Annotated in this window: 22 protein-coding genes, 1 other RNA gene and 1 pseudogene; 3 read left to right on the plus strand and 21 right to left on the minus strand. The window is 58.8% G+C overall.

What is annotated here, in order from left to right; genetic code table 11:
• Positions 1-22: 22 nt before the first annotated feature.
• From E0E20_RS01550 to E0E20_RS01570, 5 genes are all read right to left on the minus strand, one after another.
• Positions 23-1228, minus strand: a complete 1206-nt coding sequence (locus E0E20_RS01550; RefSeq protein ID WP_130836307.1) for an aminotransferase class V-fold PLP-dependent enzyme — start codon at positions 1226-1228, stop codon at positions 23-25.
• A 16-nt stretch (positions 1229-1244) separates the two neighbouring features.
• Complete coding sequence (locus E0E20_RS01555) at positions 1245-2393, minus strand: SufB/SufD family protein (RefSeq protein WP_130836308.1); 1149 nt, start codon at positions 2391-2393, stop codon at positions 1245-1247.
• A gap of 220 nt (positions 2394-2613) precedes the next feature.
• Positions 2614-4011: a Fe-S cluster assembly protein SufB gene (gene sufB / locus E0E20_RS01560; RefSeq protein WP_130836309.1), complete on the minus strand. Its 1398-nt coding sequence runs from the start codon at positions 4009-4011 to the stop codon at positions 2614-2616.
• Between the two features lie 101 nt (positions 4012-4112).
• Positions 4113-4859 carry a Fe-S cluster assembly ATPase SufC gene (gene sufC / locus E0E20_RS01565; RefSeq protein WP_130836310.1) on the minus strand — a complete coding sequence of 249 codons (747 nt, stop codon included), beginning with the start codon at positions 4857-4859 and terminating at the stop codon, positions 4113-4115.
• 84 nt (positions 4860-4943) lie between these two features.
• Positions 4944-5381, minus strand: a complete 438-nt coding sequence (locus tag E0E20_RS01570; protein WP_130836311.1) for an RrF2 family transcriptional regulator — start codon at positions 5379-5381, stop codon at positions 4944-4946.
• 310 nt (positions 5382-5691) lie between these two features.
• On the opposite strand from E0E20_RS01570, the pseudogene tadA reads away from it, so the two are divergent.
• The 3 genes and pseudogenes from tadA to E0E20_RS01585 all read left to right on the plus strand — a co-directional run.
• Positions 5692-6138 (plus strand): annotated as a pseudogene (tadA, locus tag E0E20_RS01575) (tRNA adenosine(34) deaminase TadA); the annotation flags it as partial.
• Between the two features lie 73 nt (positions 6139-6211).
• Positions 6212-6481: signal recognition particle sRNA large type (ffs, locus tag E0E20_RS01580), an RNA gene on the plus strand.
• 25 nt (positions 6482-6506) lie between these two features.
• Positions 6507-7454, plus strand: coding sequence for a radical SAM protein (locus E0E20_RS01585; RefSeq protein ID WP_207302811.1), 948 nt, complete (start codon positions 6507-6509; stop codon positions 7452-7454).
• Positions 7455-7549: 95 nt separating this feature from the next.
• Here E0E20_RS01585 and E0E20_RS01590 read toward each other — a convergent pair whose 3' ends face one another.
• The 16 genes from E0E20_RS01590 to rsmI all read right to left on the minus strand — a co-directional run bounded on the left by E0E20_RS01590 (position 7550) and on the right by rsmI (position 25560).
• Positions 7550-8650: a PucR family transcriptional regulator gene (locus E0E20_RS01590; RefSeq protein WP_130836313.1), complete on the minus strand. Its 1101-nt coding sequence runs from the start codon at positions 8648-8650 to the stop codon at positions 7550-7552.
• A 153-nt stretch (positions 8651-8803) separates the two neighbouring features.
• Positions 8804-9913, minus strand: a complete 1110-nt coding sequence (locus E0E20_RS01595) for an ABC transporter ATP-binding protein (protein ID WP_130836314.1) — start codon at positions 9911-9913, stop codon at positions 8804-8806.
• A 315-nt stretch (positions 9914-10228) separates the two neighbouring features.
• The gene (locus E0E20_RS01600) at positions 10229-11014 is read right to left on the minus strand and encodes a YesL family protein (RefSeq protein ID WP_130836315.1); all 786 of its coding nucleotides are present in this window, start codon (positions 11012-11014) and stop codon (positions 10229-10231) included.
• 212 nt (positions 11015-11226) lie between these two features.
• The gene (locus E0E20_RS01605) at positions 11227-11832 is read right to left on the minus strand and encodes a hypothetical protein (RefSeq protein WP_130836316.1); all 606 of its coding nucleotides are present in this window, start codon (positions 11830-11832) and stop codon (positions 11227-11229) included.
• Between the two features lie 3 nt (positions 11833-11835).
• A complete protein-coding gene (locus E0E20_RS01610; protein WP_130836317.1) occupies positions 11836-12786 on the minus strand; it encodes an alpha/beta hydrolase in 951 nt (316 codons plus the stop codon).
• Positions 12787-12883: 97 nt separating this feature from the next.
• Positions 12884-14971, minus strand: a complete 2088-nt coding sequence (gene metG, locus E0E20_RS01615; RefSeq protein ID WP_130836486.1) for a methionine--tRNA ligase — start codon at positions 14969-14971, stop codon at positions 12884-12886.
• Between the two features lie 39 nt (positions 14972-15010).
• Complete coding sequence (locus E0E20_RS01620; RefSeq protein WP_130836318.1) at positions 15011-15898, minus strand: methionyl aminopeptidase; 888 nt, start codon at positions 15896-15898, stop codon at positions 15011-15013.
• Positions 15895-16578 carry a ribulose-phosphate 3-epimerase gene (gene rpe / locus E0E20_RS01625; RefSeq protein ID WP_207302812.1) on the minus strand — a complete coding sequence of 228 codons (684 nt, stop codon included), beginning with the start codon at positions 16576-16578 and terminating at the stop codon, positions 15895-15897. Before rpe ends, E0E20_RS01620 begins: the two co-directional genes overlap by 4 nt.
• Before the next feature lie 220 nt (positions 16579-16798).
• Complete coding sequence (locus E0E20_RS01630) at positions 16799-17746, minus strand: transketolase family protein (protein ID WP_130836319.1); 948 nt, start codon at positions 17744-17746, stop codon at positions 16799-16801.
• Positions 17747-17752: 6 nt separating this feature from the next.
• Positions 17753-18595: a transketolase gene (locus E0E20_RS01635; RefSeq protein WP_130836320.1), complete on the minus strand. Its 843-nt coding sequence runs from the start codon at positions 18593-18595 to the stop codon at positions 17753-17755.
• Positions 18596-18867: 272 nt separating this feature from the next.
• Positions 18868-19569 (minus strand): L-ribulose-5-phosphate 4-epimerase, encoded by a 702-nt coding sequence (locus E0E20_RS01640; RefSeq protein ID WP_130836321.1) that lies wholly within the window; start codon positions 19567-19569, stop codon positions 18868-18870.
• Between the two features lie 56 nt (positions 19570-19625).
• A complete protein-coding gene (locus E0E20_RS01645; protein WP_130836322.1) occupies positions 19626-21236 on the minus strand; it encodes a xylulokinase in 1611 nt (536 codons plus the stop codon).
• The gene (locus tag E0E20_RS01650; RefSeq protein WP_130836323.1) at positions 21205-21726 is read right to left on the minus strand and encodes a restriction endonuclease; all 522 of its coding nucleotides are present in this window, start codon (positions 21724-21726) and stop codon (positions 21205-21207) included. The genes E0E20_RS01645 and E0E20_RS01650 overlap by 32 nt, the downstream gene beginning before the upstream one ends.
• Before the next feature lie 3 nt (positions 21727-21729).
• A complete protein-coding gene (locus E0E20_RS01655) occupies positions 21730-22794 on the minus strand; it encodes a metallophosphoesterase (RefSeq protein WP_130836324.1) in 1065 nt (354 codons plus the stop codon).
• A 134-nt stretch (positions 22795-22928) separates the two neighbouring features.
• The gene (gene pckA / locus E0E20_RS01660; protein WP_130836325.1) at positions 22929-24542 is read right to left on the minus strand and encodes a phosphoenolpyruvate carboxykinase (ATP); all 1614 of its coding nucleotides are present in this window, start codon (positions 24540-24542) and stop codon (positions 22929-22931) included.
• Between the two features lie 169 nt (positions 24543-24711).
• Entirely contained in the window at positions 24712-25560 is an 849-nt protein-coding gene (gene rsmI / locus E0E20_RS01665; RefSeq protein ID WP_130836326.1) for a 16S rRNA (cytidine(1402)-2'-O)-methyltransferase, read from the minus strand.
• Positions 25561-25575: the final 15 nt, after the last annotated feature.

The following is a 25575-nucleotide window of genomic DNA, read 5'->3' on the forward strand; positions in this document are numbered from 1 at the left end:
CCGTATAACAATGACCTGATGCTTAATAGCCCATCCAGCGGCGCACGCAGGAAACCGCCTGCACAAAGCGGTCGACCTCTTCCTCCGTGTTGTAAAAATACAGACTGGCCCGGGCCGTGGAGGACACGCCCAGATGAATGAGCAGGGGCTGCGCGCAGTGATGTCCGGCCCGGATGCAGATATGCTCTGTGTCAAGAACCGACGCCACATCATGCGGATGACACCCCTCCACCTCAAAGGTGACGATGCCGCAGTGCCGCGACGCGTCTTTCTGTCCGAAGATTTTCACCTCCGGAAGCGCCGAGAGCCCGTCCATCAGACGCTGTGTGAGCTGTCTCTCCCGTTCCATGATATCCTCAAAGCCGATATCCTGCAAATACCGGATGGCCGCCGCGAGTCCCACCGCACCGAGCGCATTGACCGTCCCCGCTTCAAATTTTTCCGGCACCGGCGCGTAGGTGAGACTGTCGCGGGTGACGCTTTCAATCATCTCGCCGCCGGTAAGAAAGGGCGGCATCGCATTAAGAAGCGAGATCCGGCCGTACAGAACGCCGATTCCCATGGGCCCCATCAGCTTGTGTCCCGAAAAAACAAAGAAATCCGCGCCCAGCTCCCGGACATCGACCGGCATATGCGGCGTGCTCTGCGCACCGTCCACCACCATTACCGCGCCCTTGCCGTGCGCGTAATCCGCGATTTCACGAATCGGGTTTGTGCTGCCCAGCACATTGGAAACCTGCGTCAGCGCCACAATTCTGGTCCGCTCCGTGATCTTGCTCTGATACTCCTCCCGCGTAATGGTTCCGTCCGGCTCGCACTCGATCCAGACGATTTTCGCCCCGGTGCGCTCCGCCGCCATGCGCCACGGGAGCTGATTGGAGTGATGCTCCATAATGGAAACCGCAATCTCGTCCCCCTCGTGAAGCGTGGAGAGACCGTAGCTGTAAGCGATCAGATTGATGGACTCGGTCGTGTTTCTGGTAAACACGATCTCGCAGTCCCGCGCCGCGCCGATCAGCTCCGCCACCGTGTGGCGCGCCTGTTCGTAGCGCTCCGTCGCCCGGACGCTCCAGTCATAAAGCCCGCGCAGAGGATTCGCATTGCACTCGTCGTTGAAGCGTTTCATAGCGTCGAACACCGCCGCCGGGCGCTGGGTCGTCGCCGCATTGTCAAAATAAATTACATCGTTTCCCTGAAAGATCGGAAAATCACTGCGATATGAATTCATGCTCGTCCTTTCCGCGTCATAAGCGGCTTCGGATATAATCGTTGATCTGCCTCTGCAGCTCCTCGCCGTGAATCTCGCGGGCCACCGTTCCCAGACGGGCATAAACCATCATCTCCTGCGCGGCGCGGGCATCGATCCCTCTGGTTCCGAGATAGAACAGAAGTCCCTCATCCAGACGTCCGATGGTCGCCCCGTGACGGCCCTCCACATCTTCCTCCTCACAGAGAATCATCGGAATGGACTTGTTCTCAATATCATTCGAGAGCAGCAGAACATTCTCCTGCTCGTCGCCGACGGAGCCCGCAGAACCTCCGCGGAAATCAATGGTTCCGCGGAGCGTTTTTTTTGCCCGGCCGCCCAGCACGCCGTCAAAGCTCATACGGCAGTCCGTTTTCCGCCCTCTCTGGACCGCATTGTAGTTCATATCGGCTTCTTCCCCGCCGAGTGTGAGATAGCAGGCCCTGACACAGAACGCCGATTCGTTTCCGATCATTTCCGCCTGCGCGCCGACAAAGCTCTTCTGCCCGCCCAGCTCCATCTGGTTCAGCGTAAGCGCCGAGCGCTCCGCAAGGCTGACGCCCAGATCGTCCGCATGGACAAAGCCGCCGCCCAGCATCTGCACTCTGCTCAGATTGAGCTTCGCCTCTTTCTCAAGAATAATCTTGGTGGAGACTCCGGCAAAGCCCGATGCAGCTGGCCCGGAGCGGAAGTCCATAATCAGCGTGAGCGAAGCCCCTGCTCCCACATGGATCATCTGCTCCGTGACCGCGTGCTTCCCATCCGGAAATCCCATGCTCCAGAATACCGGCTCCTCAATCGAGACGCCTGCCCCGACCTCCATGAGACGGACCCGGCTGCAGACAGACGCGAGCCTTTCGTCATATTCCTGACCGAGGCCCGTCGCAAAGGTTTGCGGATGGTAGGCCGGCACCTTTCCGGCGACCACCCGCTCCGCCTCCTGCTTCGGAGCCGCGGCGAGAAGCCTTGCCGCCGCCTCCCGCGACACGCTGCGGCATGACACGCCCTGCGGGAGATCACTGAGCGTCTCCTCCGGCTCCGCAGCGGCCGCAAAGAGCGCGTCCGCCCCCGTCAGCTTTCCGCTGTTCATCTTCAGCTTGTTCCATGTAAGAACCGGAAGATGATTAAGTTCCAATGTGTTCTGCATAATCGTCACCTGTATTGTTCGGAATGCCCCCTCTCACGTCCAGCGGACGCTCGCGGAAGGCCGTTCGGCCTATAACTCCCGGTACACTGTTCGGAATGCCCCCTCTCGCGTCCAGCGGACGCTCGCGGAAGGCCGTTCGGCCTATACTCCGTCGCTTTCTCGGATGCCTCAGTATGCAAGCATACCGGCATCCGAGAAAGCTCCGTCGTGCATTCCTCACTCAGCCGCCTTCCATTTCCAGCTTGATAAGGTTATTCATTTCTGCGGCATACTCGAGCGGGAGCTCCTTGCTGACCGGATTGGCGAAGCCGCTGACAATCATCGCGCGCGCATCCGCCTCTGTGATACCGCGGCTCATCAGATAAAACACCGCCTCATCGCTGATCCGTCCGATCTTGGCCTCGTGTCCCACATCGGCGTCGCTGGTATTTACAATAATCGCGGGAACCGTATCCGAACGGGACTGCGAATCAAGCATCAGCGATGCGCATGACACCGACGCTTTCGCCCCCTCCGCGCTGCGGCCGATCACCACGCTGCTGCGGTACGTGCTGATGCCGCCGCTTTTGCAGATCGACTTGCTGTCGATATATGACGAGGTGCGTTTCCCGGTATGGATCATTTTCGCGCCGGTGTCGAGATTCTGCCCGCTCCCGGCGAACGTAATGCCCGTAAACTCCGCGTGGGAGCCGTCCCCCTTGAGTATCGTCGTCGGATACAGGTACGAGACGTGGGAGCCGAACGACCCGGAAACCCACTCCATGATCCCCCCCTCCTCCACCAGCGCCCGCTTGGTGTTAAGATTGTACATGTTCTTCGACCAGTTCTCGATCGTGGAGTAGCGCAGACGCGCGCCCTTTTTTACATACAGCTCCACACAGCCCGCATGAAGATTCGCCACATTGTACTTCGGCGCGGAGCATCCCTCAATAAAGTGAAGATCCGCCCCCTCGTCCACAATGATCAGCGTGTGCTCAAACTGCCCCGCGCCCTTGGCGTTCAGCCGGAAATACGACTGAAGAGGAATATCGACCTTCACTCCTTTCGGGACATAGACAAACGAGCCGCCGGACCACACGGCGCCGTGAAGCGCCGCAAATTTATGATCGGTCACCGGAACCAGCTTCATGAAGTACTCTTTTACCATGTCCCGGTAGTCCCCGGTCAGCGCGCTTTCCAGATCCGTATACACGACGCCCTGCGCCGCGACCTCCTCCCGGACATTATGATACACGAGCTCGGAATCATACTGCGCTCCGACGCCGGCGAGCGATTCTCTCTCTGCCTGCGGGATGCCCAGCTTCTCAAAGGTGTTCTTGATGTCCTCCGGGACCTCTTCCCAGCTCCCTTTCATATCCGTATTGGGACGGACATAGGTCGCGATGCTGTTCATATCCAGCCCGTCAATGGACGGTCCCCAGTCGGGCACGCTGAGCTCATGATATGTTTTCAGGGCCCGCAGACGGAACTCGCACATCCATTCCGGATCATGCTTCTCTTCGGAAATCTGACGGACAATTTCCTTCGTCAGCCCATCCTCTATCCTGTAAAAGCCCGACTCGTCGTCCTTGAAGTCATAGAGACTGCGGTCCAGCTCATCGATCTGCTGCTTTGCCATAGATCACCTCATCCGGAGACGGACCTCCGGCTGCGCCGCGCGCAGCCCGTTCTCCGCCCTCCGGTATCTCCCGCTGCCGCCTCCGGCAGCACCCGCACCGCCTACTCCGGCATAAACCGCTCAAAGCCGTTCCGGTTGATTTCCTCGACCAGCGACGCATCGCCGGTGTGAACGATCTTTCCCTTTACCAGTATATGCGTGTAATCCACATGGAGCGCTTCCAGAATCTTGGTGCTGTGCGTGATGATAAGAAGCGCGCCGTCCCTCTTCTTCTGATAGGCCTCAATACCCGCCGAAACCGTGCGGACCGCATCGACGTCCAGACCCGAATCCGTCTCGTCGAGAATCGCCAGCCGGGGATTCAGCATCAGAAGCTGCAGAATCTCCGCTTTCTTTTTCTCTCCGCCGGAAAAGCCCACATTCAGATCGCGGTCGGCATAGGACGGATCCATGTTGAGAAGAGCCATTGTCTCCTCCAGCTCTTTCTTGAACGCGAACAGCTTGATCGGCTTGCCGGTTTTCTGCCGCAGAGCGCTGCGGAGAAAGGCCTCCATCGAAAGCCCCGGCACCTCCAGCGGATTCTGAAAGGAAAGGAACATGCCCCTCTGCGCCCTCTTGTCCGCAGAGAGCTCCGTGATATCCTCGCCGTCAAAAACAATGGAGCCGCCGGTCAGCCGATACACGGGATTCCCCATCAGCGTGTGCCCCAGAGTGGACTTCCCCGCCCCGTTCGGTCCCATGAGCACATGCGTCTCCCCGGGCCGGATCGTGAGGTCGATTCCGTGGAGAAGCTCCCCCTCCTCAATCGCAGCAGTCAGCCCGCTGACCTGCAGTAATGTGTCTGACATAATTTCCTCCATAAGCAATGCTTCATAAGTGTGAGCCCTGCCTGCACCCCTTGCACAGACAGGAAGCTGATGACAATGCTGACGTCATATACAGTAATCGCCGCCGCTCTGTTTTTCCATCTGATCCAGAATATCCTGCAGAGTAAAGCGATCCACATACTCGCGGATCACCTGATCCAGTCCCTGCCAGAACGGCAGCGTCGCGCACATCGCGCTGCGCGGGCAGATATTATCCGGATCATCAAGACAGGCCACCGGCGAAAGGGGCCCCTCCATGACGCGCAGAATCTCGCCGACCGTGTACTCTTTCGGCTCGCGCGCAAGGCGGTACCCGCCGTTATTCCCCCGCTGCGAGCGAAGAAAGCCCGATCTGGTGAGCGTCGTCACGATCTGCTCCAGATATTTGACCGTAATGCCCTGCCTGCGCGAAATATCCTTGAGAGAGATGAATTCTCCGGTATTATGTACTCCGAGATCAACCATCATACGGAATGCATAGCGTCCCTTTGTAGAAACTTTCATCCAGAACCTCCATCACAGGGAACGCAAATTCCGTGCGGCTTTGCCGTTGTCGTTCCCACATGATAAACTATTGCTGTCCGTTATTTCAACCGCCATCGTGATTTCTTATATCCTATCGGAACAGGGGTATTTGAATATAGTATACAAAAACTGTATGAATAATCAAGTGACCAATTCTAAAGAATTCCTAAAGCAGAGCGTCTCATGGACGGCCGACGGCTCCCACCCTCTCATGCGCCCGCGCGCGGGACACGCGGAAGCGGAAGCAAAAGACCGGGCGGATGCGGATTCCGGGCGGGACGCAGCATATATGCGGCTTGCGCTGCAGCAGGCCCGGAAAGCCCTCCGTCTCGGCGAAGTGCCCATCGGCTGCGTCATCGTCCTTGGTGATCAGGTAATCGGCCGGGGCTACAACCGGCGCAACACCGATCACTCCGTCCTCGCCCACGCCGAGATTACGGCGATCCGGAAAGCCTGCCGCCGCACCGGCGACTGGCGCCTCGAGGGCTGCACTCTGTACGTCACGCTGGAGCCCTGCCAGATGTGCGCCGGCGCCATCGTGCAGTCCCGCATCGACCGCGTCGTATTCGGCGCATCCAGCCCGAAAGCCGGCTGCAGCGGCACACTCCTCAATATCCTGCAGAACGAGAGCTTCAACCATCAGAGCGAGCTGCGCTCCGGCGTTCTCGCGGAGCAGTCCGCCGCACTGCTGCAGCAGTTTTTCCGGACGCTGCGGGAGCGGAACCGGGCGGAAAAAGCCCTGCGGGCCGATCTGCAGGCATCATCTCCGCCGGCAGAAGCATCGTCCGCGCAGCCGCCGGAAGCATCCTCCGCGCGGCCGCCAGAAGATTGACTTTTCACCGTCCGTTGTTTATACTCGCAGTTGTGTGACGCCGCATATTTCTATATGTGGCCGGACTCTGATCGCTGCCTGCCGGCGGTGGTGCTGAAGTCTGGGTCTCACGCAATGGACATCCGCGAACCGTGTCAGATCGGGAACGAAGCAGCACTAAGCGGAAGCGTTCATGTGCCGTGAGGGAGCCTGGCGGAGCCATCGCCCCAGTACCGGGTCAGGGCCCTGCCATGTACAGAACGTGCGGCGTTTCTTATTTTCCGATGAAGCCTATGAACCATTCCGATATTTTTGATCTTTCCAACTGCACGCTCTGCCCGCGGAACTGCCACGCCGACCGGCTCGCAGGCAATACCGGCTTCTGCCGGGAAACCGCAGAAATCCGCGGCGCAAGAGCCGCTCTCCTTGCATGGGAGGAGCCCTGCCTCACCGGGACGAAAGGCTCCGGCGCCGTGTTTTTTTCCGGCTGTAATCTGGGCTGCGTCTTCTGTCAGAACTACTGCCTCGCATCGTCGCAGGCGGGCCGCCCCCTCTCTCCGGAGCGTCTGGCGGATATTTTTCTCTCTCTGGAGTCCGAGGGCGCCGCAAACATCAACCTTGTCACCCCCGCTCATTTCTCCCCTCTCCTTGTCCCGGTTCTGGAGGAGGCAAAAAAGCGCGGCCTCCGCATCCCTGTCGTCTACAATACCGGCTCCTATGAAAAGGCCGAGGCCATCCGCCGCCTCGACGGCCTCATTGACATTTATCTTCCGGACCTGAAATATGTCTCTGACGAGCTCGCGGTCCGTTATTCCCGTGCGCCCCGTTATTTTGCCTTTGCCTCCGCCGCCATCCGGGAAATGGTGCGCCAGTGCCCGGAGCCCTGCTTCTCCGACGGCTCGCACGCTCTTGATGCGCCGGAGGGCGAGGAGACGCCCCTTATGCTGCGCGGCGTCATCGTCCGTCATCTGGCCCTGCCGGGACAGCAGAACGATTCGCGCGCTGTGCTCCGCTATCTCCACGAAACCTACGGAGACAAAATCTTCATCAGCATCATGAGCCAGTACACGCCCATGTCGCAGGTGCAGGGCGATCCTCTCCTCTCCCGCAGGCTCACCGAGGAGGAGTACGACGCTCTCACCGATTACGCCGTCGAGCTGGGAATTGATAACGGCTTTTTACAGGAGGGCGAGACCGCCTCAGAGAGCTTTATCCCCGCTTTCGACGGCACCGGGCTCTGAACGGTGCACAGAAACAGGCCGCAGAAACAGGCCGCAGCGGTGAAAATCCATCGCTGCGGCCTGTTTTTCCGGATGATGATTTTTCTGTCAGACGGTCAATATTCCAGCGTGTCCAGATGCTTCAGATAGCTGCTTACCATCAGGGATATATTGAACGTGAGCGCGTCCTCGAAATTGCGGATATCCAGTCCCGTGCTCTTCTCCAGCTTCTCAATGCGGTATACCAGCGTGTTCCGGTGCACGAACAGCTGCCGCGAGGTCTCCGAGACGTTCAGATTGTTTTCAAAGAACGTATTGATCGTCGTCAGCGTCTCCTCGTCCAGCTCTCCCAGATTTACTTCTCCGAAAATCTCATTCAGGAAAATGCGGCAGAGATTCACCGGAAGCTGATAAATAAGGCGCCCGATCCCCAGCGCGTTGTAGGAGGTCACCAGCTTTCCGGCATAGAAGATCTTGCCGACCTCCATCGCCATCATCGCCTCCTTGTAGGATTTGGACAGATCCTTGAGCTCACGCGCAATGGTTCCGTAGGAGGCGCGGACCTTCAGCATCGCCTCGGTATTCAGCATATCCACCGCGACGTTCGCCGCTTCCTCCACCTCGTCATAGGCCTCCATGCCGCTGACCGCCTTGATCAGCACCACGCTGTTTTCATCCACTGCCGTCAGGTAGTCGCCGCTCTGCACGGTGTACAGCCCGGACAGCATCTCCTGCGCGGTCTGCTCCTCGTCCTCGGCGCTCTTCTGTTCCACCTCGATCAGGACGATCGCACGCGGAATCAGATTATCTATGTGCAGCTTTTTCGCACGGTTATACACATCGACCAGCAGCAGATTATCCAGAAGAAGCTGCTGGAAAAAATTGTTGCGGTCGTATTTTTCCTTATAGGCGACCAGCAGATTCTGCAGCTCGCTCACCGCGATGCGCGTCACCATCAGGGTGAATTCGCTCTCTCCGGTCGCCGCCAGAACATAAGCCGGCTCCTCATCCTCCTCCACTTTCATCAGATAGCAGTTGCCGATGATCTGACTGTCCGCCGGCGAAGCGGCAAATCCCGCGATCAGAGAGCTGTCCGTGGCGGTCGCTCCCTGCGTCATGGCAGCCACGGTCCCGTTCAGATCGGTGACACAAAAATCAACCTTTGTAATGTTCTTCAGTTCCTCGAGACAGCCTTTCATCACCGTTGAGGGAATCATATCGCACGACCTCCGTCCATTTCGTATTGCGTCTGCATTGCTCCCGCTCTGCGCCGCAGAACGGAATTCCGCTACCATATTGTACTCTTTCCTGCCGGAAAAGAAAAGGGAGCACCTCCGCTGGAGATGCTCCCGAAATCACTCTGAGAGAGCTCAGTTCGCGATGACCTGCTCGGTCTCCTTGTCAAAGACATGGAGCTTGCTGGTATCAAACGCAAACTTGATGGTATCGCCGGGGCGAGCCACGGTCTTGGGATCAACGCGGGCTGTGATCGGAGTCTCAGCCAGATCAAAGTACAGGAACACTTCTGCGCCGAGCAGCTCGTAAACATTGACCTTTGTCTCGAACGCGACATCCGCTTTCGCCACGAAATCAGGATCGTCATTGACGTTCTCGGGACGGATGCCCATGACAACCGTCTTGCCGTTGTAGCCGCCGTCGACGAGCGCTTTCGCCTTGTCTGCCGGAACCGGGATATCCTTGCCCTGCACCGTCAGGAACGCTTTCTGTCCGTCAACCTTGCAGACCGCATCGATGAAGTTCATCTGCGGAGAGCCCATGAAGCCTGCGACGAAGAGATTGCACGGCTTGTCATACAGATTCTGAGGGGTATCGACCTGCTGCACCACGCCGTCTTTCATAACGACGATTCTGGTGCCCAGTGTCATGGCCTCTGTCTGATCGTGGGTAACATAGATGATGGTGGTGCCCAGTCTGTGATGGAGCTTCGCAATCTCGGTTCTCATCTGAACACGGAGCTTCGCGTCCAGGTTGGACAGCGGCTCGTCCATCAGGAAGACCTTGGGATTACGGACAATGGCACGGCCCATCGCGACACGCTGTCTCTGTCCGCCGGACAGAGCCTTCGGCTTGCGGTCGAGGAGCTTCTCCAGATCAAGAATCTTCGCCGCCTCGCGGACCATCTTGTCGATCTGATCCTTCGGCACCTTGCGGAGCTTAAGGCCGAACGCCATGTTGTCATACACGGTCATATGAGGGTACAGAGCGTAGTTCTGGAAAACCATCGCGATATCGCGGTCCTTGGGTTCCACATCGTTCATGACCTTTCCGTCGATCTTGAGAACGCCGTCGGAGATGTCCTCCAGACCCGCGATCATACGAAGCGTCGTGGACTTTCCGCATCCGGAAGGGCCGACGAAGATGATGAACTCCTTATCGGCAATATCCAGATTGAAATCCTTAACAGCCTTGAAGCCATTGGGATAGGTCTTGCATACATGCTCGAGATTCAAGCTTGCCATTACGAATATCCTCCCTGTCTTTTCATGAATATGCAGCTCATTCGCGCCGGGTCTGCTGCCCTTTATGACGCTGGAATGAGTATATCGGAGTTTTCCGGCGATTTCCATGACCGAATTTCACAAAGTTTCCCGCCCGCTTTATGCCATAATGCCCACGAATGGAAACCCCTCCTCAGTCTTTGGACATTTTGCCGAAAGTGCATCTCTCTGTTTATGCACATTATACAAATCAGGTGTTTTAATCCCCATGCCGCCGCGCTCTATGCAAGACACATGCCGTGTGCAAAAATCAGCGCATCAGCATGATTTTTCACACTACCGCTCCGCCGGCGTGTCGGAGCCGTCCTGCGGTTCATCCCGCACGGGCTCGTCCCGAAGCGCCGCAGGCATAGCGTCCGGATCGCCCTCGTCCTCCGGCTCCGGCTCAAAACGCTTAAACGCGGGACTGTACAGATAACAGCAGCCGTAGGCCGGTCCCGCAATTCCGAACATGATGAGCAGGGGCATGACCGCCCACTGTCCCACATAAAGCACAAGAAGCGGCACCAGAGACAGAGCGATCATCCCCAGCGTCCGGGGGAAATAGCCGACGGTCATGATGACAGCGTTTTTGAGCGTCCCCCGGTTCGTATTCACAAAATGCGACAGCAGGGGGAACGTCCAGAGAAACACCGCCGTAATGATGATGAGCGCGACCACCAGCGCGATTTTCAGCGGCTGCGGGAAGCGTTCCGCATGCGTCGCCATATAAAGATCAATGCCCAGAATGATGAAAAAAATCAGAAAGCCGGCCCAGAGCCCGGTTGCCTGCAAAAAATTGTCCCTGCAGGAGCGGAAGAACGAGCGCGCGATATAACCCTCCTCGCCGCGTATCAGCTTCAGAAGCACGTAGTGCATGGCCGTGAACGCCGCGCCGACGGGGAGCGCCGCAAGAAAGAGCAGAGCGCCGATCAGCAGCATGTTATTCAGAAACGCCGTCACGTAAAACACCGCAAACAGCGGAATAAAGAAAAGACAAGTCAGCAGATTGACGATAAGAACGTCCGCGACACGGTTCAGTGCCCGCATAAAGGGACTGTCCAGATTAAAAAGTCTTCCCATATAGCTTGATCAAACCTCCTCTTTTATACAGGCACAGCAATCGCCATGCCGTATGCTGCATTTTAATCCCCATGCCGAAGCACTTTCGTGCGGGGCACGCGCTGTAAAATCCGCGCAGGCGGTTTTACAGCTGCGATCAGGGGCTATTTGGGCTTCGGCACAAATAGCCGTGTGTAAAAATCAGCGCATCAGCGTGATTTTTCACACTATCCTCACTCCTGCTGCGCCTCATCCTGATGCAGCGCCCTGTCCACAAGATTCTCCAGAAATTCCCGGACGCTCTCCGCCGCTTTCTGCGCTGCGCTGCGCGCCGCCTCTCCGGCCGCTTCCCTCACGGAATCCGCCGTCTCCTGCGCCGCACCCTGCACCTGCTCGTTCACGAGATCCCCGGCATCCTCCGCGGCCTCTCCCAGTCCTGCCGTCACCGTTTCCTGCACGGCGTTCCTTGCTGCCGCGGTTTCTCCGGATCCCGGAAGCCGGAAAGGAAGCAGCTCTCCTATGCGTGCCAGCATCACATCCGGGGTAAGGCCGGCGTCTCGGAGCCGCTCGATCGCCTCAAGAAGATAGCCCCGATGGAGCCGAAGCGTTTCCATCAGCCCGCTTTCCTGCGCACTGCCGCTTCCATCTGAGGCGGCGCTGCTGCTGATGTTGTCATCTACACTGCTCTCCACCGCACCGCTGCCGCCCGCAGCGCCATCCATGCCGCGGATATAACGTGCAGGGAGCGGCGACAGAAACAGAAGCAGAACCGCAAGTGCAAACGCCGCCGGCAACAGTCCCTTTCGCCTCTGATGTTTTCTGTCTCTTCCCCTCCGCATATCTCAGCTTCTTTCCGGCAGATCCGCTTTTGACCGGATCCAGTCCCACAGATACGCAAATGTTTCTTCCGCCCCCGTCTCATTCAAAATCTCATGGCGGGCATTCTTCACAAGCTGCAGCGTCACATCCTGCATCCCGTATTCTCCGCGGAAGCTCTCAAAAACCTGCTTTACCGCCGCGCCGTACTCTCCGACCGGATCCTCCGTTCCCGAAATCAGCAGAACGGGAAGCTCCCCGGGCATCTGTCCGAGCAGCGTCCGGTCATGCAGACGGCCGATCAGCTCAAATAACGTCTGAAAGCCGTTCACCGTAAACGTGAAGCCGCAGAGCGGATCCTCCATATACCGACTCACATTGTCCCGGTTCACGGACAGCCAGTCAAACGGCGTCCGCGCATTCGCAATCCGCTTGCAGTATCCGCCGAACGCCATCCGGTTCATCTGCTTTGCCGCATGGCGTTCCCCGCAGATCCGGCTCTGCACCGCCGCAAGCAGCTTTGACGCGGCGAGGAGTCCCCGCGGCGTCATGCCGGTTCCCATAAGGATCGCTCCCTGAATTCCGGTTCCGTAGCGGCAGATGTAATTGCGGACGATAAAGGATCCCATGCTGTGTCCGAGGAGGAAAAAAGGAACTCCCGGATGCTGCGCCTGCACCGTCTTTTTCAGGCGGTGGACATCGCGCACCACCACGGTCGCCGGATCCTCCCCGCAGAAATACCCGAGCTCTTCGCTGCCGCGCGCCGTCTTTCCATGTCCCAGATGATCATTGCCGACGACGCAGACGTCCCGGCTGCACAGCCATTCCGCAAAGCGCTCATAGCGCTCTATGTACTCCGCCATGCCGTGCACGATCTGCAGAATGCAGACCGGCTCTCCCTGCGGTTCCCATTTCACGCAGTGAACCGGCGTGTGCCGTTCATCTCTTGATTCAATGAAAAACTCTTCTTTCCTCATAGCAATCCCCATGCCGAAGCGTTCCTCAGCGAGGCACGCGCCGGAAAAGCACCCTGCGCAGGCGGTTTTGCGGCTGCGATCAAAGGAGATTTGAGCTTCAGCAGATCTCGGAACCCGCCGCGATACCCGCGTTCTGGGGCGTCATGACGCAGACGTTCCCCTCCGCGTCCTCCGCGGACAGGATCATGCCCTCGGAAGTAAGGCCCGCCAGCGTTGCGGGCTGCAGGTTCACAACGACCATGATCTTCCGTCCGATCAGTTCCTCCGGCTCATACCATTTATGAATGCCGGAGACAATCTGGCGGATATCATGATCGCCGACCTTTACCTTAAATACCAGCAGCTTCTTTGATTTCGGCACTGCCGCACACTCAAGCACCTCGCCGACCTTGAACTGGAGCTTCTGAAACTCTTCGATCGACACCGCGGGCCGGATCAGCGTCTCCGGCGATGTACTTCCTGCTGCCGCTTTGTCCGCTCCGGAGGAAACGGCCGCTTTTCCCTCCGCCGCCCCGCCTGCCACGGGCGTGCGTCCCGTCCGGGAGCGTCCGGCGGCCGCGAGGTTCTCCTCCGCCTTTTTCTGATGCGCCTCGAATTCCGCTCTCTGCCTCTCCTGAATTGCCTCTGCCTGCTTCAAAACAGCGTCCCTGTCAAGACGGGCGAACAGCATTTCGGGATCGGCATCCACTTTGGTTCCGGACGCATACTGCCCGAAGCTCCCGAGCGTGCTGAAATCATACAGCGGCGCAGAGAGCTGCGCGGCGATCTTCTCGCCGGTCGCCGGCATGAACGGCGCAAGGAGAGAACTGGCCATCATGATGCCCTCAGTCAGATTATACATCACAGTGGCGAGGCGCGCCGCCTTTGCCTCATCCCGCGCCAGCACCCACGGCTCTGTCTCGTCGATGTATTTATTCAATCTCTTGTAAACCGCAAAAATCTCGGTCAGCGCATCGGCGGCGCGCAGCTCATCCATGTCCTCCTCGACTTTCGCATAGGCCGCGGTGCACACCGCCTTGAGGTCCTTGTCCACGGGTTCCGCCGCGCCTCTGTCCTCGACCACGCCGCCGAAATACTTGTTACTCATGGAGATGGTGCGCTTCACGAGGTTCCCGAGCGTATTAGCAAGATCGGAATTAATCCGCTCCACCAGCAGATCCCACGTGATCACGCCGTCATTCTCGTATGGCATCTCATGCACGCAGAAATAGCGGACGGCATCCACACCGAACAGATCCGCCAAATCGTCCGCATAGATGACATTGCCCTTGGACTTGCTCATCTTCTCGCCGCCCTGCAGGAGCCACGGATGCCCGAACACCTGCTTCGGCAGAGGCTCGCCCAGCGCCATCAGGAAAATCGGCCAGTAGATCGTATGGAAGCGGATGATGTCCTTTCCGATCAGATGCAGGTCCGCCGGCCACTCTTTCCGGTAGAGCTCCGTGCTGGCTCCGTCCGCATCGTAGCCGATGCCCGTGATGTAATTGCAGAGCGCATCGAGCCAGACGTAGACCACATGACCGGGATCGAAGTCCACCGGGATCCCCCACTGAAAGGACGTCCGGGAGACGCACAGGTCCTGAAGCCCCGGCAGCAGGAAATTGTTCATCATCTCGTTCCTGCGGGAAACCGGCTGAATAAAGTCCGGATGCTCATTGATATACTCGATCAGGCGCGGCGCATATTTGCTCATCCGGAAGAAGTAAGCCTCCTCCTTGGCCGGATGCACCTCCTCGCCGCAGACCGGACAGCGCCCGTCCACGAGCTGAGACGGCGTGTAAAAAGCCTCGCATTCCGTGCAGTAGAGGCCGTCATACGCCCCCTTGTAGATATCGCCCTGCTTATACAGTCTTTTGAATATCTTCTGAATCTGAACCGTATGATCCTCATCCGTGGTGCGGATGAAGCGGTTGTAGGAAACGTTCATCCGGTCCCAGATCCGCCGGATGTCGCCCGCCGTCATATCGACAAATTCCTGCGGGCTCATTCCCTCCTCGATCGCACGGGTCTCGATCTTCTGGCCGTGCTCGTCAGAACCGGTCAGAAAATGCACGTCATAGCCGTCCGCCCGCTTGTAGCGCGCGATGCAGTCCGCCAGAATCGCCTCATAGGTATTGCCGATATGCGGCCTGCCGGACGTGTAGGCAATGGCCGTTGTGATGTAGTATTTTCCTTTATTCTGCATGATAATCACCATTCCCCCTGCTGCAGGGTCTTTTCTCTTCTAATATGTCAGAACCTCTCTGCCGTTTTCGGTGACGAGCACCTGTACCTCCCACTGCGCAGAGGGCTTGCCGTCCGCCGTGTAGATGGACCAGCCGTTCCCGCTGTCCTGATAGATCTCATCCGTTCCCATGTTGACCATGGGCTCGATCGTGAACACCATGCCGGGCACCATCAGCATCTCCGTCCCCGGCTTCGACACATAGCTGACATACGGATCCTCATGAAACTCCAGCCCGCAGCCGTGCCCTCCGATCTCCTTCACCACAGTGTAGCCGTTCTCCAGCGCGTGCTGATGCACCTTGCTGCCCATGTCTCCGAGGAACGTCCACGGAATCACATTGGCGACGCCGATCTCCACACATTCTTTCGTGACCTGCACGAGCCTGCGTTTTTCCTCCGAAACCTCTCCGATGCAGAACATGCGGGAGGAATCCGAAAAGAAGCCGTTCAATATCGTCGAGCAGTCCACGTTGATGATATCGCCGTCCTGCAGAATCACATCGGGCGCCGGGATTCCGTGACAGACCTGATCGTTCACCGAGGTGCAGACGCTCTTCGGAAAGCCCTCGTAATGGAGGTCCGCAGGAATCCCTCCCATTCGGACGGTCGTGCGGTAGACGATGTCGTCGATCTCCTGCGTCGTCATGCCCGCGCGAATCTTTTCCCCGATCTCATCGAGCACCGCAATATTGATCTTTGCGCTCTCCCGGATCCCCTGAATCTGCTCCGGCGTCTTGATCAGGCTTCGGTCCGGGACGGAATGTCCCTGCAGCTCAATCTTGCGTATTCTGTCGTCAAATTCCTCGTGGCAGTTCTTATATTTTTTCCCGCTTCCGCACCAGCAGGGCGCGTTCCGGTCAGGCCTTTTCTCTGCAAAGCGTATCATGAGCAATCCTCCATGCGTGATGAACAGGCTGCGAAATGATCCGCAAAGAACCGCACATTCTCCCGAATATCGCCGCTAAACACTGCTGAACCGGCGACAATTACGTTGGCGCCGGCATCAAGCACCGTATCAATATTATCCCGTGTGATCCCCCCGTCTACCTGAATGTCCGTATGCAGTCCCCGTTCCCGGATCAGACGGCTCGCCTCCCCGATCCGCCGCGTGGAGGCCTCGATGTATTTCTGTCCCCCGAAGCCCGGCTCCACCGTCATGACAAGCAGCAGGTCGATGCGGTCAAGGAACGGAGCCGCCGCCGCGACAGGCGTGGAGGGCTTGATCGCAAGCCCTGCTTTTTTCCCCGCTTCTCCGCGGATCTTGGCAATCACTGCACCCGGATCCTTTGCCGCCTCCAGATGAAAGGTGATAAGGTCCGCGCCGCAGTCCGCAAAGACCCCCACGTAGCGCTCAGGCTCACGGATCATCAGATGCACGTCAAAAAACTGATCCGTCCCCCTGCGGATGCTGCGGATCACCGGCATCCCGAAAGAGATGGAGGGGACAAAATTTCCGTCCATGACGTCAATGTGCACCCACTCCGCACCGCCCGCTTTCGTCTGTGCAATCTGATCGCCCAGACAGTTGAAATCCGCCGTCAGAATCGACGGTGAAAGAATATACATAATCAATCCTCCATGCCTTGCACTCAGCTGCGAGGCACGCGCCGCAAACACTTTGGAAAATTTTACGGAGCAAAAAACGGACATGGCCCGCGGACAGAACACGCTCCGCAGGCCATGTAAGCATATCACAATATTCTCTCTTTTTCGAGAGCGGCGCGCGGAAAACACCGCGGCGGTTCCTCACCCGGTTCCTCACGAATTTCTCAGCCCCTGCGCCGTCTTACCCTCTGACGAAAGCGCCGACCCTGCCGCAGATTCCCTCCGCATCCAGACCGTACTTGTGGATCAGCTCCGCCGCAGGCCCCGATTCGCCGAAGCGGTCATAGACGCCGATCCGGGTCATTCTCGTCGGGAGCTTTTCCCCGAGAAGCTCCGCCACGGCTCCTCCGAGTCCGCCCGACACAAAGGCTTCCTCTGCGGTGACGACTTTCCCGGTCTTTTTCGCCGAAGCGAGAATCAGCTCCTCATCGAGCGGCTTGATCGTGCAGATATTGATGACTTCCGCGTCGATCCCCTCCGCCGCAAGTCTCTCTGCCGCTTCGAGCGAGGTGGCGACGCAGATGCCGGTCGCCACGATCGTGACGTCCTTTCCCTCTCTCAGCAGCGTTCCCCTGCCGATTTCAAAATGATAATCCGGATCCGTATTGATCACGGGGCAGGCTGCGCGCCCGAAGCGCAGATACACCGGGCCGACATAGTCGAGCGCGGCGCGCACCGCCGCTTTCGCTTCCACATCATCCGCCGGATTCATAACCACCATGCCGGGGAGCATGCGCATCAGGGCGAGATCCTCAAGGCACTGATGCGAGGCCCCGTCCTCGCCGACGCTGATGCCCGCGTGCGTCGCGCCGATCTTGACATTCAGATGGGGATAGCAGATGGAATTGCGCACCTGCTCAAACGCGCGCCCGGAGGCAAACATGGCAAAGGTACTGGCAAACGGAATCTTTCCCACCGTGGAAAGCCCCGCCGCAATGCCCATCATATTGCTCTCCGCGATTCCGCAGTCCATGAAGCGGTCGGGATATTTCTTCTTGAATACGCCGGTCTTAGTCGCCCCTGCAAGGTCGGCGTCCAGAACGACAAGATTCGGATATTCCTCCGCGAGCTCCGCCAGCGCATTGCCGTAGCTCTCACGGGTCGCTATTTTCCTGATCTGTTCACTCATAATTCGTCATGCCTCCCTGCTCAGTTCTTCGGAAATCTTTTCGAGATCCGCCAGCGCCACCGCAAATTCCTCGTCGTTCGGCGCCTTGCCGTGCCAGCCGACGGAATTTTCCATGAACGATACGCCCTTGCCCTTGAGCGTTTTGGCAATAATAGCCACAGGGCTCCCCTTTACCGTCTTCGCCTCTTCAAACGCTGCGCGGAGCTGCGCCATGTCGTTGCCGTCCGCCACGCTGATGACGTGAAAATTGAACGCCTCAAACTTCTTATCGAGGGGATAGGGGTTGTTGACCTCGGTGATCGGGCCATCGATCTGCAGATTATTGTTGTCCACGATCACAACCAGATTGTCCAGCTTCTTGGCTCCGGCAAACATCGCCGCCTCCCAGACCTGTCCCTCCTCGCACTCGCCGTCTCCCAGCAGCGTGAACACACGGAACGGCCTGCCGTCAAGCTTTCCTCCCATCGCCATGCCGACCGCCGCGGAAACTCCCTGTCCCAGAGAGCCGCTGCTCATGTCGAGGCCCGGCAGATACTGCATGGACGGATGCCCCTGCAGACGCGCGCCGGTCTTGCGGAGCGTGGTGAGCTCCTCCACCGGAAAATAGCCGCGCTGCGCCATCACGGAATAGAGTCCCGGCGCCGTGTGCCCTTTGGAGAGCACGAAGCGGTCGCGGTTCTCCATCCCCGGATTCTCCGGATCGATGTTCATCTCCTCAAAATAGAGGTAGGTGTAGATGTCCGCCGCCGAGAGCGACCCGCCCGGATGTCCCGATTTCGCAGCATGCACTGCCGTAACGATTCCCTTGCGGACTTCATTGGCAAGCTTCCTGAGTTCCCGATCTGTCATATCTCCTCCATGCCGAAGCGTTCCCGGCCGCGCACGCTTCTCTCGCTTTCTTCCGGCCGGCCCGTTCCGGGATATCCTGTCCGGAAAGGCCCTGCCGCCGTTCGCCGGGTCATCCCCTTTATCCTACCACAACCTCACGCGCAGGAACAGCCAAAAAACGCGAATGTTCTCGAGCACGCCGCACGGCATGCACTCGCTCTGCGAAAGTCGGAATCGTCCCCGGTCTCCTGCGGCGGGCGCTGAAAAATCAGCGCATCCGCGTAGTTTTTACACTATTTTCCACTCTGTCCGTAATAGGCGTTTGCGCCGTGCTTGCGAAAATAGTGCTTATCCTGCAGCTCCTGCGGCGCAGGGGAGACGCGCGGCTCGATCAGCTCGGTGCGGTATGCCATCTTTGCGACCTCCTCGAGCACCACCGCGCTGTGAACCGCAGCCTCCGCGTCTTTTCCCCATGCAAAGGGGCCGTGGTTCTTGCACAGAACTGCGGGGACCGCCTCCGGGTCCTTGCCGAGACGGGCAAATTCGTTCACGATAAGGTGTCCGGTATTCTCCTCGTACGCCTCCTCGATCTCCTCTTTTGTAAGACAGCGCAGGCACGGCACCTCCCCATAAAAATAATCCGCATGCGTCGTCCCGTAGCAGGGAATGCTGCGCCCGGCCTGCGCCCAGCTCGTCGCATAGGCGGAATGAGTGTGGACAATCCCTCCGATATTCGGAAACGCGCGGTAAAGCTCAATATGCGTCGCCGTGTCGGACGAGGGATTCAGCTTCCCCTCGACCCTCTCTCCGGCGAGATTCACGACCACCATATCCTCCGCCCGCAGCTCCTCGTAGGGAACGCCGCTCGGCTTGATGACCACAAGGCCGCGCTCCCGGTCAATGCTGCTGACATTCCCCCATGTAAAGGTGACAAGACCATACCTCGGAAGAAGCATATTCGCTTCAAAAACCTGCTTTTTCAGTTCCTCCAACATCGCTTTCCTCTCCCCCGGAATCCCTCCGGCAAGCCGCATCAACGTGATTTTTCACACTAATCTCTCAGCGCCGCGATCGCCGCCTGCTCCGCTGCGAGCCCGCTGCGGTATCTCCCGGCAAAGACGTCGAAGCCCGCCGCATCCGCCGGATCGGGCATGACGGTATTGCCCTGCGCCCCGCTGAACACCGCCTCATCCAGCCACTTCTCGAGAGTTTCATCCCCGCGCCGGGTGACAAGATACGAGGCAAGCAGCGCAATTCCCCACGCGCCGCCCTCGCCCGCGGTTTCCATCACCGTGACCGGGGCCTGCATCGCCGCCGCGAGAATATTCTGCGCCACGCCCTTTGTCTTGAAAATGCCGCCGTGCCCCATGAGGCGGTCGACCTGCACCTGCTCTTTCTTCATCAGAATATCATTGCCCAGCTTCAGCGTGCCGAATGCGGAATAGAGATGCGCGCGCATCAGATTCGCCAGCGTGAAGCAGCTCTCCGCTGTCCTTACGAGCATCGGGGCTCCGGCCTGATCCATGATCCCTGCGACCGGCTCCCCGGAGACGAAATTGTAGGACAGCACGCCGCCGCAGTCCGCATCGCCCGTCATGGCGTGGCGGTACAGCGCGCCGTACAGCCGGCCCCTGTCGGTCTTCATCCCCATCAGGGAGCAGAACTCCTCAAAGATTCCCACCCACGCGTTCAGATCGGAGGTGCAGTTGTTACAGTGAACCATGGCGACCTCGTCTCCGGAGGGCGTCGTGACGAGATCCAGTTCCGGATACACCGCACGGAGCGGCTTCTCAAGCACCACCATCGAAAAGATCGAAGTCCCCGCCGAGACATTTCCGGTGCGGCGCGCCACGCTGTTCGTCGCCGCCATGCCGGTTCCCGCATCGCCCTCGGGAGGGCAGAGAGGGCAGCCGGCCTCCAGAGTGCCCGTGGGGTCAAGACGCCGCGCGCCCGCCTCTGTCAGCACGCCGGCAGGCTCTCCGGAGCGCAGCGACTTCGGAAGAATGTCCCCGAGACGCCACGCATAGCCCCCTGCCGCCGCAAGCGCGTCGAACTGCTCTACCATGCGCTGATGATAATCCGCCGTCGCCGAATCGATCGGGAACATGCCCGAGGCATCGCCCACGCCGAGAACTTTCTCTCCAGTGAGCTGCCAGTGCACATACCCTGCCAGCGTCGTGAGAAACGCCACGTCCTTTACATGCTCCTCACCGCCGAGCATCGCCTGATACAAATGCGCGATGCTCCAGCGCTGCGGGATATGATAGCGGAAAAGCTCCGTCAGGCGGTCTGCCGCCTCTCCGGTGATCGTGTTTCTCCATGTGCGGAACGGCACGAGAAGACGGTCCTGCGCGTCAAAGACGAGATACCCGTGCATCATGGCGCTGATGCCCACCGCGCCGAGCTTCGTGAGCCGGCTTCCGTACTGCGCCTCCACATTTGCCGCAAGATCCCGGTAGCAGTCCGCAAGCCCCGTCCACACATCGTCCAGCGTGTACGTCCAGATACCGTGATCGAGGCGGTTCTCCCATTCATGGGAGCCCTGTGCGATCGGCGCGTTGTCCTCCCCGATCAGAACGGCCTTGATCCGGGTCGAGCCGAGCTCGATGCCGAGAACCGCTCTCCCCCCGTCAATCCACTGCTTCGCTGCCTGTCTGTCCATTGTCCGCTTCCCTCCTGCATCCCGCTTGATAATATGATGTACTCTGCCGCTCCAGCTCCTCCATGTGATCTCTGTCCCACAGAAGAATCCGGAGCTTTCCTGCCGCCGTCTCCGCGCCGCGGGTATAGTAGCTGTTCGTCATAACCGCCCCCACCATGCGCTCGTAGAAGTCCCGCCCCGCCGCCGCCTCCTGCACCGCCGAAACACCGCACGGGCCGGAATAGCACTTGCACTGCACCGCATACGTCACGCCGTCCTTTTCCGCCAGAATATCCGCGCCGAAATCGCCGCTCCCCCGCGTGACCGTCACCCTCGAAAAACCGTCCGCGCGCAGGAGCTCCGCGCAGTAGAACTCAAATTCATGCCCCTCCAGCTCATCCATCGGGACAAAGCGCTCTCTCCTCCTGCGCCGGATGAATCCCGCAGACAGAAATACCAGCGCGGCGCTGACCGCGAGGATCAGCGCTGCCGTGATGATGCCCTGCTCCATAGGCTACGCCTCCCGTTTCCTGTCTGTCGTTTCCGCGCGGATCGGAAAATGCACCTCCGGAAGACGCAGCTCCGGGACATGAATTTCCGGAAGACGCAGATTCCCCGGGCGGAAATCCGGGAGCTGCACCCGGCAGGCCCTTGCCTCCGGGAGCCTCACCTCCGGAACCCGCAGTTCCGGGAGCCGGACATCGGGAATTTTCGCCTCCGGGAGCTTCACCTCCGGTATGACCTGCTGATAGCGATGACGCACCGGATGGACATAACACTCCCAGCCGTCGTCCAGCCGCAGGCAAGCGAGCTGCGCCCGGAGCGCGCCGCGGCGCAGCACCGGATTCGGATCGTCCTCGCAGTTCAGGCACTTGGCCCCGCAGTCGATATCAATAAAGCGCTCCGCGTGAAAAATCCGGTTGTAGACATGCTCCTCCGGCTTGCGGTACGGCCATCCCTTTTCATAGCGCAGCTTATAAAAATAGTACTCCGTGATCGTGTGCCCGCAGATGAACATATCGTAATGCTTCGATCCCTCATAATAGCCGAAAGGATCCTCCCGGATCATCAGCCTGCGCCACAGCGCGTCGCTCCGGCGCCGCTGGCGCTCCGCGGGGCTATATTTCATATTCTCAAAATACGGAAACGCATGCGACATCAGATATCTGCGGCCGTTCACAAGCGTCTCCGCGCTGTACGGAAGCTGTTCCAGCCATGCGGCGATCCTCGCCCTCTCCTCCTCCGGCAGGACGCAGTAGGCTTTCCACGTATCCAGCCCCCGGTTGGGAAAAAACCAGTTCTGCTCGTTCTCGTCAAAGCCCTGTCCGCCGCCCGCCGCCGAAAGGACGACTCCGAGAAACATCGCTTCATGATTCCCGATGAGACAGTGCACAAAGGAATGCCGCTGATCCAGCTCCATGACAAAACGGAGCGCTTCCAGCGGCTCCTTTCCCCAATCGCAGTAATCTCCGAGAAGAAAGAGCTCATCGCTCCCGTCGTAATGAAATTCTATTTTTTTCAGCATCGTACGGAACTCCGCGAGAGCTCCGTGGATATCGCTGATCACGTATGTCGACATCGCTTTTCCCCTGTCCGCGGACGGTTTTATTGTAACACAAAAACGCCTTTCCGCCGGAGCGGAAAGACGTTTTTATTCACACGAAAGTGATAAGCCGAGGTCATACGAGCATGACCTTTGCGGCCGCCCGCAGATCAGAGCTGAGGGCCTGCCGCGACGAGAGCCATGCCGGCCTCGTTTCCGGTGTACTTCGCAAAGTTCTTCTGGAATCTTGCCGCCAGATCCTTCGCCTTGACATCCCACTCGTCCGCAGACGCATAGGTATCGCGGGGATCGAGGATCGCCGGATCCACGCCCGGAAGCTCGGTGGGAATCTCAAAATCAAAATACGGCAGCTTCTTGGTGGGAGCCTTTGCCACATCGCCGTTCTGGATCGCCGTGATGATGCCGCGGGTATCCTTGATGGAGATGCGCTTGCCGGTTCCGTTCCAGCCGGTATTCACAAGATACGCCTTTGCGCCGGACTTCTCCATCTTCTTGACGAGCTCGTCGGCATACTTTGTCGGATGAAGCTCTAAGAAAGCCTGTCCGAAGCAGGCAGAGAACGTAGGCGTAGGCTCGGTGATGCCGCGCTCCGTGCCGGCAAGCTTCGCCGTGAAACCGGACAGGAAGTAGTACTTTGTCTGCTCCGGGGTCAGGATGGAGACCGGAGGAAGCACGCCGAACGCGTCCGCGGAAAGGAAGATCACGTTCTCCGCATCCGGCCCGGAGGACTTGCCGTTCACCGTCTTGACGATCTTCTCAATATGATCGATCGGATAGGAAACGCGGGTGTTCTCGGTAACGCTCTTGTCATTAAAGTCGAGCTTGCCGTTCTCATCGATGGTCACGTTCTCAAGAAGCGCATCTCTCCTGATCGCGCCGTAGATATCCGGCTCCGCCTCGGCGTCGAGGTTGATGACCTTTGCATAGCAGCCGCCCTCGTAATTGAAGACGCCGTTGTCGTCCCAGCCGTGCTCGTCGTCGCCGATCAGAAGACGCTTGGGATCGGTGGAAAGGGTGGTCTTTCCGGTTCCGGACAGACCGAAGAAGATGGAGGTGTGCCTGCCGTCGAAGTCCGTGTTTGCGGAGCAGTGCATGGACGCGATGCCGCGCAGAGGCATGTAGTAGTTCATCATGGAGAAGATGCCCTTCTTCATCTCGCCGCCGTACCACGTATTGAGAATGACCTGCTCACGGCTGGAGATGTTGAACACGACCGCCGTCTCGGAATTCAGTCCCAGCTCCTTGTAGTTCTCCACCTTCGCCTTGGAAGCGTTGAAAACAACGAAATCGGGCTCGAATTTTGCGAGCTCCTCGTCGGTGGGAACAATGAACATATTCTTTACGAAATGCGCCTGCCACGCCACCTCCATAATGAAGCGGACAGACATGCGGGTATCCTCGTTCGCGCCGCAGAACGCGTCGACCACGAACAGGCGCTTGCCGCTGAGCTCTTTCTGCGCGATCTCCTTGACCGCAGCCCAAGTCTCCTCAGACGCCGGATGATTGTCGTTCTTATACTCGTCAGAGGTCCACCATACCGTATCCTTGGAGTTCTCGTCCATGACGATGTATTTGTCCTTGGGAGAACGTCCGGTGTAGATGCCGGTAAACACATCCACTGCGCCGAGCTCGCTCACGCGGCCGACCTCATAGCCCTCAAGCTCCGCTTTCGTCTCCTCTGCGAACAGCTCTTCAAAGGAGGGATTGTAGACAACCTCGGGGGTTCCGGTGATGCCATACTTTGTCAGATCAATCTTTGCCATCTCGCGTTAACCTCTCTTCTTGATTATATATCGTTCCAAATGACCGTGCCGCCGCGCGGGAAGCCCCATGCGGGGAGCCGCCGTCCGGCAGCGTGCCGCGGCAGTCATTCGAGTACCGCGTTTTATTATACATGATTCGGCCGCTTTGTCACGATCAAATCCTGATATTTTATTTATTTTTCAGAAGCTCCTGATAGACCTCCCGCTTCGTGATTCCCCGGTCCGCGGCGGCTTTCTTCATCGCCGTCTTCCGGTCCATTCCCGTTTCCTCATAGCGGGCGACATGCTCCGGAATGCTTAATGCTTCCCACGCCGACTGCCGGCGCCGGTCCGCCTCCTCCGGGTCAAGTCCTCCGATGACGAGAACATATTCCCCCCGCGGCTCATTCTCCTCATAAAACGCCTGCGCTTCTCCCAGCGTCTCCGGAATCGCCTCCTCAAAGCGCTTCGTGAGCTCGCGGCAGAGCGTGACGCGGCGCTCCTCCCCCAGAACGCCTCCCAGCTCTTTCAACGTTTCCCGCAGATGATGGGGCGACTCGTACAGGATCATCGTCCGCTCCTCCCCCGCAAGCTGCTCCAGCACGCGGGCGCGCCGCTTCCTGTCCGCCGGAAGAAAGCCCTCAAAGCAGAAGCGGCGCGCCGGCAGGCCGGAGAGCGTCAGCGCGGTGATCAGCGCGCAGGCCCCGGGGAGGGACGTCACCCGTATGCCCTCCTCGATGCAGCGGGCGCAAAGCACCTCGCCGGGGTCCGAGATCGCGGGCGTCCCCGCGTCCGTGACGCAGGCGATGCTTTTCCCCTCCCGCAGCAGCGCGATCAGCTCCTCCGCCTTTTCAAAGCGGTTATGCTCATGATAGCTGGTGACCGGCGTATGAATTCCGAAATGCGTCAGGAGCTTCCGCGTGTTCCGGGTGTCCTCCGCCGCAATCAGGTCCGCCCCGCGCAGCGTATCGAGGACGCGCTGTGTGATATCGCCCAGATTCCCGATGGGGGTGGCGCACAGATACAAGTTCCCGCTCATGCTCTTATTCCCGCC

The sequence above is a fragment of the Lachnoclostridium sp. Marseille-P6806 genome, assembly GCF_900625025.1.
GTDB lineage: Bacteria > Bacillota > Clostridia > Lachnospirales > Lachnospiraceae > CAG-791.